Annotated in this window: 13 protein-coding genes and 2 pseudogenes; 11 read left to right on the top strand and 4 right to left on the bottom strand. The window is 37.2% G+C overall.

Going from position 1 to position 12,464, the window contains the following annotated elements:
* Window positions 1–37: 37 nt before the first annotated feature.
* The 3 genes and pseudogenes from ACZ5XR_RS29405 to ACZ5XR_RS29395 form a co-directional block, all read right to left on the bottom strand.
* Window positions 38–403: pseudogene (locus ACZ5XR_RS29405) on the bottom strand (SRPBCC family protein); the annotation flags it as partial.
* A 2-nt stretch (window positions 404–405) separates the two neighbouring features.
* Entirely contained in the window at window positions 406–921 is a 516-nt protein-coding gene (locus ACZ5XR_RS29400; protein WP_464502471.1) for a MerR family transcriptional regulator, read from the bottom strand.
* A gap of 210 nt (window positions 922–1,131) precedes the next feature.
* Window positions 1,132–1,512 carry a DUF6262 family protein gene (locus tag ACZ5XR_RS29395; protein WP_464502470.1) on the bottom strand — a complete coding sequence of 127 codons (381 nt, stop codon included), beginning with the start codon at window positions 1,510–1,512 and terminating at the stop codon, window positions 1,132–1,134.
* A gap of 682 nt (window positions 1,513–2,194) precedes the next feature.
* Between ACZ5XR_RS29395 and ACZ5XR_RS29390 the strand changes: the two genes are divergently transcribed.
* Complete coding sequence (locus tag ACZ5XR_RS29390) at window positions 2,195–2,818, top strand: hypothetical protein (protein WP_464502469.1); 624 nt, start codon at window positions 2,195–2,197, stop codon at window positions 2,816–2,818.
* Between the two features lie 307 nt (window positions 2,819–3,125).
* Complete coding sequence (locus tag ACZ5XR_RS29385) at window positions 3,126–3,431, top strand: hypothetical protein (RefSeq protein WP_464502468.1); 306 nt, start codon at window positions 3,126–3,128, stop codon at window positions 3,429–3,431.
* A gap of 217 nt (window positions 3,432–3,648) precedes the next feature.
* On the opposite strand, the pseudogene ACZ5XR_RS29380 reads toward ACZ5XR_RS29385, so the two are convergent.
* Window positions 3,649–3,780 (bottom strand): annotated as a pseudogene (locus tag ACZ5XR_RS29380) (recombinase family protein); the annotation flags it as partial.
* A 350-nt stretch (window positions 3,781–4,130) separates the two neighbouring features.
* Here ACZ5XR_RS29380 and ACZ5XR_RS29375 point away from each other — a divergent pair.
* The 9 genes from ACZ5XR_RS29375 (at window position 4,131) to ACZ5XR_RS29335 (ending at window position 12,425) form a co-directional block, all read left to right on the top strand.
* Entirely contained in the window at window positions 4,131–4,937 is an 807-nt protein-coding gene (locus tag ACZ5XR_RS29375) for a transporter substrate-binding domain-containing protein (protein WP_464502467.1), read from the top strand.
* Window positions 4,938–4,948: 11 nt separating this feature from the next.
* Complete coding sequence (locus ACZ5XR_RS29370) at window positions 4,949–5,605, top strand: amino acid ABC transporter permease (RefSeq protein WP_464502466.1); 657 nt, start codon at window positions 4,949–4,951, stop codon at window positions 5,603–5,605.
* A 56-nt stretch (window positions 5,606–5,661) separates the two neighbouring features.
* Entirely contained in the window at window positions 5,662–6,384 is a 723-nt protein-coding gene (locus ACZ5XR_RS29365; protein ID WP_464502832.1) for an amino acid ABC transporter ATP-binding protein, read from the top strand.
* 40 nt (window positions 6,385–6,424) lie between these two features.
* Entirely contained in the window at window positions 6,425–7,684 is a 1,260-nt protein-coding gene (locus tag ACZ5XR_RS29360; protein ID WP_464502828.1) for an NAD(P)/FAD-dependent oxidoreductase, read from the top strand.
* A 1-nt stretch (window position 7,685) separates the two neighbouring features.
* Window positions 7,686–7,958 carry a (2Fe-2S)-binding protein gene (locus ACZ5XR_RS29355; protein WP_464502827.1) on the top strand — a complete coding sequence of 91 codons (273 nt, stop codon included), beginning with the start codon at window positions 7,686–7,688 and terminating at the stop codon, window positions 7,956–7,958.
* Between the two features lie 3 nt (window positions 7,959–7,961).
* Window positions 7,962–9,506 carry an FAD-dependent oxidoreductase gene (locus ACZ5XR_RS29350; RefSeq protein WP_464502826.1) on the top strand — a complete coding sequence of 515 codons (1,545 nt, stop codon included), beginning with the start codon at window positions 7,962–7,964 and terminating at the stop codon, window positions 9,504–9,506.
* A 667-nt stretch (window positions 9,507–10,173) separates the two neighbouring features.
* Window positions 10,174–10,584 (top strand): DeoR/GlpR family DNA-binding transcription regulator, encoded by a 411-nt coding sequence (locus ACZ5XR_RS29345; protein WP_464502825.1) that lies wholly within the window; start codon window positions 10,174–10,176, stop codon window positions 10,582–10,584.
* 181 nt (window positions 10,585–10,765) lie between these two features.
* Entirely contained in the window at window positions 10,766–11,035 is a 270-nt protein-coding gene (locus tag ACZ5XR_RS29340) for a hypothetical protein (RefSeq protein WP_464502824.1), read from the top strand.
* A gap of 547 nt (window positions 11,036–11,582) precedes the next feature.
* Window positions 11,583–12,425, top strand: a complete 843-nt coding sequence (locus ACZ5XR_RS29335; RefSeq protein ID WP_464502823.1) for a basic amino acid ABC transporter substrate-binding protein — start codon at window positions 11,583–11,585, stop codon at window positions 12,423–12,425.
* The last annotated feature ends 39 nt before the right edge of the window (window positions 12,426–12,464 follow it).

The raw sequence follows: 12,464 nt of genomic DNA, 5'->3' as shown, positions 1-12,464 counted from the left end.
AAATACTTGTCCCGTGCTCACGAACTGCAGCTGTATCATGGCCGTCTAGGAATGCGCCTTGCTCGGTAAAAATCAGGTGTGTTCCTTCATCAATTTGTTTAAACTCGACCGTTGCTACAGAAACGGAAATCCTCGTTTCATCGAGATCCATGGTGTAAGAATAGACAATACGGTGGTCAGGAATGATCTCCTGATAGTGAGCCTTAAATGTGTAAACAGGCCCTCCTGGAGGGCCGCCATGATTTATCTCTTGTCCACCCACTCGAAAATCAAATTCTTCCGCCTCAGTAAACCATTTTGCTTTAAGCTCTCGGTCCGCCCATGCAGCGAATACCACTTCAGGTGTGAAATTATACACCTTTTCAATGACAAAGGTATCGTGTGTTGCATAGTGTTTTTTCATTTTCACTTCCTCCTTTTTTGGTGGGACGGATGATTAGAAAGGAATTCGCCAAGTCGATCAAATTGGCGCTCCATATTCTTTTGACGCCCGTAAAAATAATTTTCATGACTCCTTTTCATCATTCCAATTGAATTTGAAAAATCTTGAACCGTCAATGTCTCTTTCGTTTGCAAAATCTCAGATACATTTTGTAAATCCTTTAACAGCTTCTGTTGAACTCTTATATTTTCTCTTAAACGTTCTATTTGAAGAGTCACCACTTCAATAGGGTTATACATATCGTCGGCCAGGATCGATTTAATTTCCTCGAGCGTTAATCCTAAATCTTTTAGACTAAGAATTTGCTGTAACCGCGAAAGATCTGTGGCGTTATATAGGCGATATCCTGATTCTGAATAATCTGATGGTGAGAACAATTCAATTTGGTCATAATACCGCAAGGTCCGAATCGTTAAACCTGTTAACTTTGCAAGTTCCCCTGTCTTCCATTTCTTCTTACCTGAAACTAAAATAACCACCCCCTTATTTCGCGAGAATTTTACCGGTATCTTCACTATAAACCGTTACGTCACGTAAGAGTCAAGGAAAAATAATATTTTTTGAATCATGAGAAAATCTATATCCTGCACCGTTTGCTTTAATGTAACTTTTCACAAACAATGTTTACTGTTCATGATTTCGCAACAATCTGGCCCTTTACTTGAACAAAAAAGGGAAGGTGCCTCAGCTTATAAATTCTTGTAGACTTCTGTATACGCTACCTTTAATTGATCTCGTAAATCCTTATTCTCATGCTCTAAACGCTTAACTTTCCTCTTTAATGATTCGATAATCGTGTCTTTACTATTTTCATTCATTTCATACTTAATTTGCTTTGCAGAAGGGCTTTTTATCTGCTGTTGACGTAGTGTCTCAATACGCTCACGTAATGTCACATTGTTATATAGCGTAGCTTTTGCGACTCTGGCCTCGCTGGCTACACTATTAAAATTAATTCCTTGATTGGCTCTAACGAGCCTTTTAATAGCCTCATCAACTTTACTCATGGTAATAGCTTTTCGACTTTCGTGAATTTGCTTTAAGTGTTTTTGGCGATCATATTCGGTCATATTATACCCCTTGCTTATGTTTTATTCTTTCGATTCGTCCAAATATTATATTTCCTTGTTTAATAGTATTATTGAACAGGTTAGGGAAACAGATGGCAAAAAAATCGCGATGCTGCACAAGTTGGATGAAAGTACGTGTAAACCGGACATTTAAAAATAGTTTCCTACCGTCCATTTTTTTGTTCGGATAGACCGCAGGAGAGCAGAGTACAGGAAACAAAAAATAAGAATAGCAAATCGATCTGATTTAACAAAAAACGGGCTACGGCTCGTTTTTTTGTGTGGCTAGAGGCGATTGTAGCAAAATCATACTGGTTTTATAGAAGAATGGTCCGTCGCTTCGTCTCTGAGCGGCTGCTGTCGAAGCGCACAGATTCGCTTCGGACGGAAGCGGGCGTGAACGCAAGCCTGGTAATGAGTTTGAATTTAGTTGGATGAACCATCGTGCTACAGCACGATGGTTTTTTTATTATGGCGTCACTTATTGCGGTAATAATGGCAGCACCATTGGCGACCGGGGAGAGTCATTGGGCTTATAAGGTTGAATGAGCGAGCACGGACGGATGAACGAAAATTTTTAATAAAAATTTGATTAATTTTCATTTCTCGGTCACAGTTTGTTCAAATTGCATGTCTATATTGAACTTGTGAAACCTATTTTATTAATTACGGAGTTTCTATTATGAAAGTTAAATCTAGTTTAATCGCACCTATAGTAGCAGCATCTATATTAGTACCAACTGTTGGCACGGCAATGACCAATCATACAACCAATTCGTCTACAAAAACATCCGTATCTGTTCAAAAAGAGGATCAAAAAGAAAGACACCATGAATGGCGAAATGGCGAAAAGCAGAAAGAACTCACGAACATTATCAATCAATACGCCACACCTCACTTAAAGGATCAATTAACAAAAGATCTTTCAACCCGTGAAAGCTTAATGAAGCAATTAAGACAAACACCTGGTTTACAAAAGAAAGAGGAACAAGAGAAAGCAAAACGACAAGCCACTTACCAAGCTCATAAAAAAGAAATTGATGCTGTCGAACAACAGGTGAAAGATGGAAAATTAACAAAACAACAAGCACATCAAAAATTAGACGTAATATTCGGCAAAATAGAAGGTAAAGACCATGATAGTGAAAAAGGAAAAGAGCAAGGAACACGGACAATTTATAAACAATTAAAAGCTGCCATTCAAAAGAAAGACAAAACTGCCATTAATTCTGTCTTACAAAAAATCGATAAAGAAATACAAGCGGCTAATCAGCAATTACAAAAGCAAATCAAAGCTAATAAATAATGGCTGATTTACATCAAAAAGACTCCATTTTAAGTAAGATGGAGTCTTTTTAACATAGTCTTCCGAATAGTTGCTAATAATCCAGTTCCTTCCCGTGATGCAGCTGGAAACCATCGAAGTGACCTGTGCGCTTCGGATTGAAGCGGGGGCTAGAAAGCAAGCTGGCAAGGAGTTTGAATGAATCATCGTGCTACAGCACGGTGGTTTTTTTATTGCGGCAGTATCGATGGAACTATTGGGAGCGCTTTGACTGAGAAGGGTTTTCGTCCTATATCATAAAAGAAAGAGAAAAACAGGAGAGGGTTTAATGGATGGATTCGAATTAAAACGGGAAAATCATGTTTGGCACAATTGCAATGACGAAAGAATGATAGATTGGTGCATCAAGAATTTGAAGGGGCATGGTGGAGATAACCGCGGTAAATACGGCTTCGGATGTGAATGTGATGCAAACGAAGAATTAGATGAAGATTTACGGATTGGCATTGGAAATATTTATCCTGATCATAAAGATTGGGAAGAATGGATGAGCGAAATCAATGAACAAGAAATCCGGTTCTATTTCTGTACCGAATGCGAAGGGAGGGCATTAGATGACGATTACCCACGGTAATGCTGCACTAATTCCGTTGCGGTGATAGCAGAAATTGTCAAATCGTTTGTTAATGCTGGCATCCAGCAAGGATTTCGCTTAAATGAATATATCGGTCCAACCTGACATGGAGCATACCACAGTAAGCTTAAAGGTTAATATGTTTTGAAAGAAGAACCTCTGCCCCCGTTCAGGTCTGCCAATATTGTTTTGGCCATATTACAACCAACGCTTAACTTTGTGGGCACCCTAAGTGTTTGCCTATGGATTTAGCCACTGTGATACCTTCTACTTGTCTCTGACGAATTTTCTTACGTTCTTGATCAGCAACATACGAAAGCAACGACAAAAATTGGTCTGCTATTAATCGTCTCTACTCCTATTAACTTAAACTAAATATTCAGAATTCAATATTGACTAATAGTTTTACTATATTTATAATAATTTACAAAATAGTAAATACAATGAAATTATATATTAAAGCGCTTACGAAAAATATATAATCAAGGTCAGGTTACTTTGCTGTGAAAAGAATACCCCTTTTCATATCCCAATAAACCATAAAACCGTGATTACGTTTAAAATAATAGCATTTTATTATGCTTATTTAACGTTTTCACGTTTTTATGGTTTTTTTTATATTCTATGTTACTTTTTCTTGAATTCTTTAAACTTAAGGATTCGAGAATGTAAATAAAAATATTAGTAGGAGGAATGAAAATGAAGAAAATGATTTTATTTCCAATGGCTGTGGTTTTAATATTTATGTTAGCCGCTTGTGGAACCAGTGAAAAAACTAACTCCTTTGGGGGAAAGGTTGATGGAAGTGGTGAACTTGCCAAAATAAAAAAAGAAGATGTTATAAATATCGGAATTGAGGGAGCATATCCTCCTTTTAATTATTTTGACAAGAATAATAAATTAGTTGGATTTGATGTGGATATTGCAAACGAAATCACGAAAAGAATGGGAGTAAAGCCTAATTATGTGCCTACTCCGTGGGATACGATTATTGGGGGATTACTTACCAAAAAGTATGATATTATCCTATCCAGCATGGCTATTACAGACGAAAGAAAGCAAAAAGTAGATTTCACTGACCCATACTACCATACAGGTGCACAATTATTTATTAATGCTGGTGATACCAACATAACAAATCCTGAAACAGACCTAAAGGGAAAGAAAATTGGTGTGGCAATTGGAACCACTTTCGAAAAAAAAGCAACAGAGCTTGGGGCAATAGTTATTAACTATAAGAGTGACCTCCTTACATTTCAAGATTTGGCAAATAGACGAGTAGAGGGTGTTCTTACTGATAAAGCGGTAGGAGCAAGATTGATTAAAGAAAACTCATATCATTTTAAAGCCGTTGGCGATATGCTCTTAAAGGATGCAGCAGGTATTGCATTAAACAAGAATGAGGATGCATTAAAAGCAGAAATCAATAAACAATTGAAAGCCATAGTGGAGGACGGAACCTATAAAAAAATTAGTGAAAAGTGGTTTGGTCAAGATATTCGATAAGGAGCGATTAGATGCTTAATTTTAATTTAGTCGGCAATTTTATTCCATTTATGATTAAGGCATCTCTTGTAACACTAGAGCTTTCAATTATCTCAATCTTAATAGGTTTAGTGCTAGGATTGATTATCGCTTTAATGAAAATTTCAAAATTCAAGGTTCTTAATTTAATTGCCGGTTTTTATCTATGGATAATACGTGGAACCCCAATGTTGGTCCAATTATTTCTTGTTTATTTCGGTATGCCGCAGCTTGGAATTGAACTGTCCCCGTTTGTTTCTTCTGTTATTGCATTAGGAGTTAACTCTGGGGCATATATAGCTGAAATATACCGCGGAGGTATCATGTCTGTGCCAAAAGGTCAAATAGAGGCAGCTGAATCTCTTGGAATGAGATACCCAACCATTATGAAAAAGATTATCCTTCCTCAGGCCGTTCGAGTGAGTGTTCCGGCATTGGGAAACCAGGCAATCATGATGCTGAAAGACTCATCATTGGCCTCACTTGTTACTGTTTCTGAGCTTATGATGGTCTCTCAAAGATTCGCCTCAACCAACTTTGCCTTTATTGAATTCTATATTACTGCAGCTGGATTTTACCTCGTCATGACTACATTCTTTACGTTTATTTTAAATCGGGTGGAAATTAGGATGAGTATTAGTGATCGCTAGGGGGAATTGGAGTGGAAGCTATAAAGACGGAAAAGGATTTCCAAGCCTCAGAACCGATAATTACCATTGAAAATCTTCATAAAAGCTTTGACAAATTAGAAGTTTTGAAAGGAATTGATCTTGAAATTCATCGGGGCGAAGTTATCGCCTTAATTGGTGCCAGCGGTTCAGGGAAAAGTACACTGCTTCGTTGTTTAAATCGGCTTGAAACAATTAACAGCGGCAGAGTGGTGATTGATAATATCACTCTTGATAATTCTGTTAAAAATATTAGTAAAATTCGGCAAGAGGTTGGGATGGTCTTCCAGCAGTTTAATCTTTTTCCTCATATGACCGTGTTGGCAAACGTGACCGTTGGACCAATACAAGTACTGGGGAAAAGCAAAATGGAAGCGGAAGAGGAAGCGCTGAAATTATTAGAAAAGGTTGGGCTGAAGGAAAAGAAAGATGTTTATCCGAAAAAGCTTTCTGGCGGACAACAACAACGAGTGGCAATTGCAAGAGCTCTTGCCATGAATCCGAAAATCATGCTTTTTGATGAACCGACTTCTGCTTTAGATCCCGAATTGGTCGGGGAAGTTTTGCAGGTCATGAAGCAACTGGCATTAGAAGGTATGACGATGGTTGTTGTGACACATGAAATGGGCTTTGCGAGGGAAGTGGCAGATCGGGTAATTTTTATGCATAATGGCGTAATCGAAGAAGAAGGAAATCCAAAAGAAGTGCTAAATAATCCGAAAAGCGATCGGCTTAATTCATTTTTACGGCTAGTAAAATAAATTTTTGCCCTAAATAAAAGAGGATAAGGGTGTAAGCAAAATGGATGAAGAAAAAAACCGGTTGAGTTTGTTATCACTTAAGGATGGAAAGGATTCTTTTGAAACAGCTTCTTTGGCGCAAGAAACATATGGCTGTTTAAAAGAATTTTTAAACAGGGAACATAATTTAAAACTGAAAAAAAGAACAATTACTATCATTGGAGGTGGAATTGTTGGTTTAATGACCGCTTTTTTTTTACAAAAGAGTGGGTTTAAGGTAACAATCTTGGAGAAAAAATCCTTCGGTGCGGCAGCATCAGGAAGAAACGCGGGAGGCGTCCTCGCACTTGGGAGGGAGCTTGCTGAAATACCTTATGCCAGGCTAGCTGCGGAGATTTGGAATTCACTTTTGCGGGAAGGAATTGATACCCATTATCTCCGTTCGGGGCATGTTATGTTTGCCAGAAATGATGATGAGAAAGAAAAATTATTAAAAGCATATGAGCTATATAATGAATCTGGTTTGGATGTGAGGCTTCTTTGTTCAAGTGAATTGAGAAGGATGGTCCCAAATTTAAATCCTCAAATAAAATTTGGAGTTTTTAGCAGGATAGATGGTCAAAGTTACCCTTTTACTACAGTAAATAGCTTACTTCATTATCTAAAGGAAAACGGCGCAACTGTTTTGAAAGATTATGAAGTCATTGGATTTAAAACTTCAAGGCGGACAATTGAATACGCCATTACAACTAAAGGAGATTTTGCTTCAGATATTTACCTTTTTTGTGCTGGGCCATGGACAACAGAACTTTGCAGAATGCTGAATGAAGAGATAAATATAAGACCAAGACGTTCACAAATTCTTGTTACAGAAATTGTAAGAAAAAGAGTAATTGACCCTTTTGTCACTGGCAATTCCCTGTATCTTAGGCAGACACATGCAGGCAATATTTTATTTGGAGGAGGGGGACCATGGGAGATTAATAGCTTCGATGTTTCAAATACCAACTTTGCAATAGAATTTCTTGCAAAGCGTTTGATTGAAATTTTCCCTGCTTATGAGCATAAACAATTAATCAGAGCTTTCGCTGGAACCGTTGAATTGACCGAGGACCATCTTCCCTTTTTCGGTAAAATAAATCAATGGGAAAATGCCTTTATTTCAGCAGGATATAGCGGTCATGGTTATGGAATGTCAGCAGTGATGGGAAAGATTATGACCCATAGCCTAGATTGTGTTCTTGAAGGAAAAGAGAACCCTGTCGAAGATATATTATCGAGCTTTTCGGTCACACGTTTATGCCAAAAGGTGGGGGATTAATTTGTCTAACCAAACACACATCGTTTGCCGTTGTGAAGAGGTATCCCTTCAAATGATTCAAGATGCCATTAATGCTGGAGTAAAAAATGCACAAGAGTTAAAAATGGCTACACGTGCAGGAATGGGGATATGTCAAGGGAGAGTTTGCAGGACAGCCTTGGATTGCTTATTTCCAAACAGAAAAGCAGGGATTTTAGAAGATCCGAGTGCTTTAACTACCCATCAACCGGTTCGACCTGTTGCCCTTTCGAAAATTATTGGAAAGGAGGGTTAAGGAATGAGGATTCACCATCCAATGTTAAAACCACGCTCAAACAAATCAATTTCCTTTACTTTTAATAACGATGTCTACGAAGGACGGGAAGGAGAAACAATCGGTGTGGCATTATGGGCAAATAGAATAAAGACTTTAAGAACTAGCGAAAAAAATAACGAGCCCCGAGGAATGTATTGTGGGATTGGACAGTGCTACGAGTGTAGAATTTATCATGCTGAAATCGGTTTAGTAAAAGCCTGCACAACTCTTATTCAAGAAGGTGGCAGTTATTATTCATTTGATAAAGGAAATAGAGGATGCCAATCAGGAGGAGAGAATGTGAAATGTGATGTAGTTATTGTCGGAGGGGGTCCTGCAGGCTTAGCAGCAGCAATTGAGCTTGGTGAAAGGGGGGGCGATGTCATTGTAGTAGATGACCATCCAACTCTAGGCGGGAAATTATTAGGCCAGCTCCATGAAGAGGGAAATTCACGAAACTGGTGGAAGGGTAGGGAGTTAGCTGAAAGTTTGGCCCAGAAAGTCCAATCTGTTAATGTTAGCTTTTTAAACGGAAAACAGGTATGGGGGCTAGAGAAAGGCTGGAAAGTTTACGTTTCAGACCTTACAAAAAATGAGCCAGGAATAACAATTGAGGCAAAATGTGTATTGCTTGCTACTGGGGCTGTAGAAAAACCAGTACCTTTTCCAGGTTGGACTCTTCCTGGGGTAATCTCTATCGGGGCTGCTCAAGTTATGACTAATGTTTACGGAGTTTTACCAGGTAAAAGAGTCATAGTGGCAGGTATCGACATTCTTTCTCTATCAATAGCCCGTTCCATGAAATTGGCTGGGGCTGATGTTTTGGGCGTATATATTCTTCCTAATAGCCCTTTTTCAAATAATCTATCACCACTTTCACAGTTGGAAGGATTAAGGAATTTGACAGAATATGCACCATCTTGGTTAATTAGAAAGATGGGATTATTCTTACAGTCTGAAAAAGGAAGAAAATTTGCAGCAAAGTTTTACCCTGCCAAGGGGGTTAAAATCTGGGGAATACCGGTGTATATAAGACAATCCTTGCTTAGCGTGAATGGTAATCGTGAAGTTGAAAGTGTCTCAATAGTAAGAATTGATGTAGATGGAACCCCAAATGGTAAACCAAAAAGTTTAAATATAGATTCAGTTTGTATTTCTGGAGGATTAACTCCCTTGTACGAATTAGCAGCGACTGTGGGATGCAAATTTGTGTACTTGGAAGGATTATCTGGAATTGTGCCCTTACACGGAATCGAGTTACAAACCAATGTTCCCAATCTGTTTGTAGCTGGAAATATAACAGGAATTGAAAGTGCAAAAGTAGCATTAGCTCAAGGAAGTTTGGCGGGAAAATCAATTTGCAAACAATTAAATCTTGGAAAAGTAAATGACAAGGAAATAAAAGAAAGTATTGCTAACGTCCAAAAAGTAAGGGAATCCTCAAAAATTAAATTTCATCCTAAAATTCAAGAGGCAAGGAAAGAATTAGATATATTGTGGAAACAATATAACCTAAATTATTCATAGCTTTAACCTCAATGAACCAAAAGTACATTTTTGTCAATCGATTTGGGGAAAAATGATCGCTATCCCCAAAAAAAATGGAATTCTTGTAGATGTTAAAAAGAGCCCCTTTTTTTTATTGTCATAGTAACCCAGCAAAACATAAAGGTGGCTCCGAATACAGCGTTATCCACCAGTGATGCATACCGAAAAGGTACAATAACGAATTTTCATCATAGAATTAGTGTTCTACGACACCTTTAAAACTTAAAGCTAAGAATAAACTTTAATCCGTCTCTAACAGATTAAAAAAGTGACATAAAACTCACTTCAGCTCTAAACGATCAGTGTTTTTTTAGCTCATCTTTAGAAAATGATTACGGCCATCACAATTTACCACTTCTGCCATCTTTTATACCAGCCTTTGATAAAGTCCTTACCGTGCTGTGCTAACCATTTTACCTATAAACCATCCTCTAATTCAATATGGGGTATCGCCAACATTTCGGAAATTTTGTACGCTAAGCAAAATCAAACATAAAAAAAGTCGAATTTCCTGTACGTTAAGGAATCGACTTTTTTATTTGGCTTCTTCAAGTAAAGCTCCCGTTTGGCGGGGCATTTCCTGCCTCCTGCGAGCGCTTTAACCTTTTCAGAAAGAACGGAAGAAAATATAGATGCCAAAAAAGAATTGGCTTTAAAAACCGTGAAAATAATTAAAGATGGGCAAGTTCTTTTAATAGATGGAAGTACAACAAATCTTTATCTGGCTCAAGAAATTCCAATGGAGTTTAAAGGGACTATTATTACGAATAGTCCCTCTATTAGTTTGGCATTATCAAAACATCCAAATATAGATATCATTCTTTTGGGCGGAACCTTCTTCAAGGAATCTTTTGTGACTGTAGGATTGGATGTAATTGAAGTGCTTAAAAATATTAGAGCAGATCTATGTTTTTTAGGAGTGTATTCCCTGCACCCTGACTTTGGTATCAGCATCACTCATATAGAAGTGACTCATGTTAAACGGCAGATGATTAAAAGTTCAAATAAAATCGCAACCCCAAAGCTCCTCCCTTTTCAAATTCCTGATTCGAAATAGGATAGCGACACGATTTTTTTCGCCTAAGGGAGGCTTAATGATTGATTTATAAGCATATTTTGAACTGTAACCGAGTAAATTAGTAACAGATTAACAGATTAAATGTGTAACAGTGTTAGTGACTTAAGCTTTGTATTTTATTGGAGATAAAGAAAAAAAAGTGGGGGAGAGAGTATTCATTATGATAAAAAATGATATTAAAAAAGAAGATGAACGCAAAGTTCGTTCCGATAAAAAAACCCGAGTCAATTGTTCATTAGATGAAGATACTCATCGCAAGTTAAAAAAATTAAGCGTTAGTTGCAATATGACCAAAACAATGTTGGCAGCTGAGCTTATTAAGATGTGTGTGAACCACACAGATATTATTAATTTCTTTCAAGATAAGTACAATACAGAAACTGAGTATAGAGTAATACCAGTGAAAGTAAACGGAAAAATAAATTATTAATAAACGACTTTCTTCAAATTTTTACCGATCTTTTTCCAGGCTTTATAACAACTTGGGCACATTTTAAGTCTCTCATTATACTTTTCTTTATTTCCACCAACGGTTTCTTTACAATGAACACATTTCATTTTGTAATCCCTCCTTATACGATAAGGATGGACAAGAATAATAGAAAATAAACAAAATCTAAGATAGATTCTTATTATATAAGATCTCTACAGGGGAATCATCAGGAAAGTCTGGATACACAACGATAACTAGATAAAATAAAAAGAAAATTTATCGTTAGGCAAGTCTTCCGGACAAAGGCAGTTCTTGTTCAGTTTTGAGGAGAAATAGGAAAAATAAATGGAGATTAGCTTTCCTTTTTTTGTTGGTAATCAATTTGACAGTTATTATAATTACCCGAAAGATTGGAAAATGGAATAAAAATATTATAAATTATAAAAATATTAATTCTATTCTGAGTTGACAAATATTGAATATTAATAATAAACTTAAAAATACAATTGTATATTAATATATTAAATAGATGGGGGTTTTATTTTTGATCAATAAAAAAATGTATGGATCTCTTATACTCGCAGGTGTTCTTACCGCAGGTGTGTTAGCTGGATGTGGTAGCAGTACTAGTAAAACTACATCATCAAATGCCACCGGCACATCTTCGCAACAAACAATTAAAGTAGCAGCTGATACGACTTTTCCTCCATTTGAATCAGAAAAGGATGGAAAGGTCCAAGGATTTGACATTGACATGATTAACGCGATTGCTAAGAAAGAAAACCTTAAAGTTGAACTTTCTACTATGCAGTTCACTGGCCTTATTCCTGCTCTTCAGGCTAAATCGGTCGATGTGGCAGTAGCCGGAATTACCATAAAGAAAAGCCGGTTAGCTGCAGTTGATTTCTCAAATGCCTACTACAAGTCGGGGATTTCAGTTCTTGCCAAAACGTCATCTTCCGCTAAAAGTTTAGATGATCTAAAGTCAAAACTTATTGCAACCAAAAAAGGTACATCATCTGTTGACCTGTTAATTTCGAAAGGTATTCCGGCTCAAAACATTAAACAATTCGACAATATCACTGATGCGTATAGTGCACTAGAAAGTGGCGGCGCTGATGCAGTTGTGTTTGATAGCCCGGTTAACGCAGATTATGCCAATAGTCATAAGGATGTACATGCCATCCAATCCATCCCTACTGGTGAGTATTACGGAATTGCTGTAGTTAAAGGTAATCCGGATTTATTGAAAAAAATTAATGATGGATTAAAGGCCATTAAAGCAGATGGTGAGTATGAGAAACTTTTTGGCACATACTTTGGCGGAGATAAAAGTGGAGTCGTCAATGAGGATCTTGCCCCAGATAAGGCAGCATTAAACGAATAAATAGTCTGAATAAATGTAACCTGATATGAGGCGTAGCTC

Source organism: Neobacillus sp. Fa239 (genome assembly GCF_055395235.1).
This window is presented reverse-complemented; position numbering and strand designations above follow the sequence as displayed.

What these genes read in the sequence shown, in the direction of transcription:
- ACZ5XR_RS29395 (WP_464502470.1), bottom strand. Translation starts at nt 1,512, where the DNA reads ATGACCGAATATGATCGCCAAAAACACTTAAAGCAAATTCACGAAAGT.
- ACZ5XR_RS29390 (WP_464502469.1), top strand. Translation starts at nt 2,195, where the DNA reads ATGAAAGTTAAATCTAGTTTAATCGCACCTATAGTAGCAGCATCTATA.
- ACZ5XR_RS29385 (WP_464502468.1), top strand. Translation starts at nt 3,126, where the DNA reads ATGGATGGATTCGAATTAAAACGGGAAAATCATGTTTGGCACAATTGC.
- ACZ5XR_RS29375 (WP_464502467.1), top strand. Translation starts at nt 4,131, where the DNA reads ATGAAGAAAATGATTTTATTTCCAATGGCTGTGGTTTTAATATTTATG.
- ACZ5XR_RS29370 (WP_464502466.1), top strand. Translation starts at nt 4,949, where the DNA reads ATGCTTAATTTTAATTTAGTCGGCAATTTTATTCCATTTATGATTAAG.
- ACZ5XR_RS29360 (WP_464502828.1), top strand. Translation starts at nt 6,425, where the DNA reads ATGGATGAAGAAAAAAACCGGTTGAGTTTGTTATCACTTAAGGATGGA.
- ACZ5XR_RS29350 (WP_464502826.1), top strand. Translation starts at nt 7,962, where the DNA reads ATGAGGATTCACCATCCAATGTTAAAACCACGCTCAAACAAATCAATT.
- ACZ5XR_RS29340 (WP_464502824.1), top strand. Translation starts at nt 10,766, where the DNA reads ATGATAAAAAATGATATTAAAAAAGAAGATGAACGCAAAGTTCGTTCC.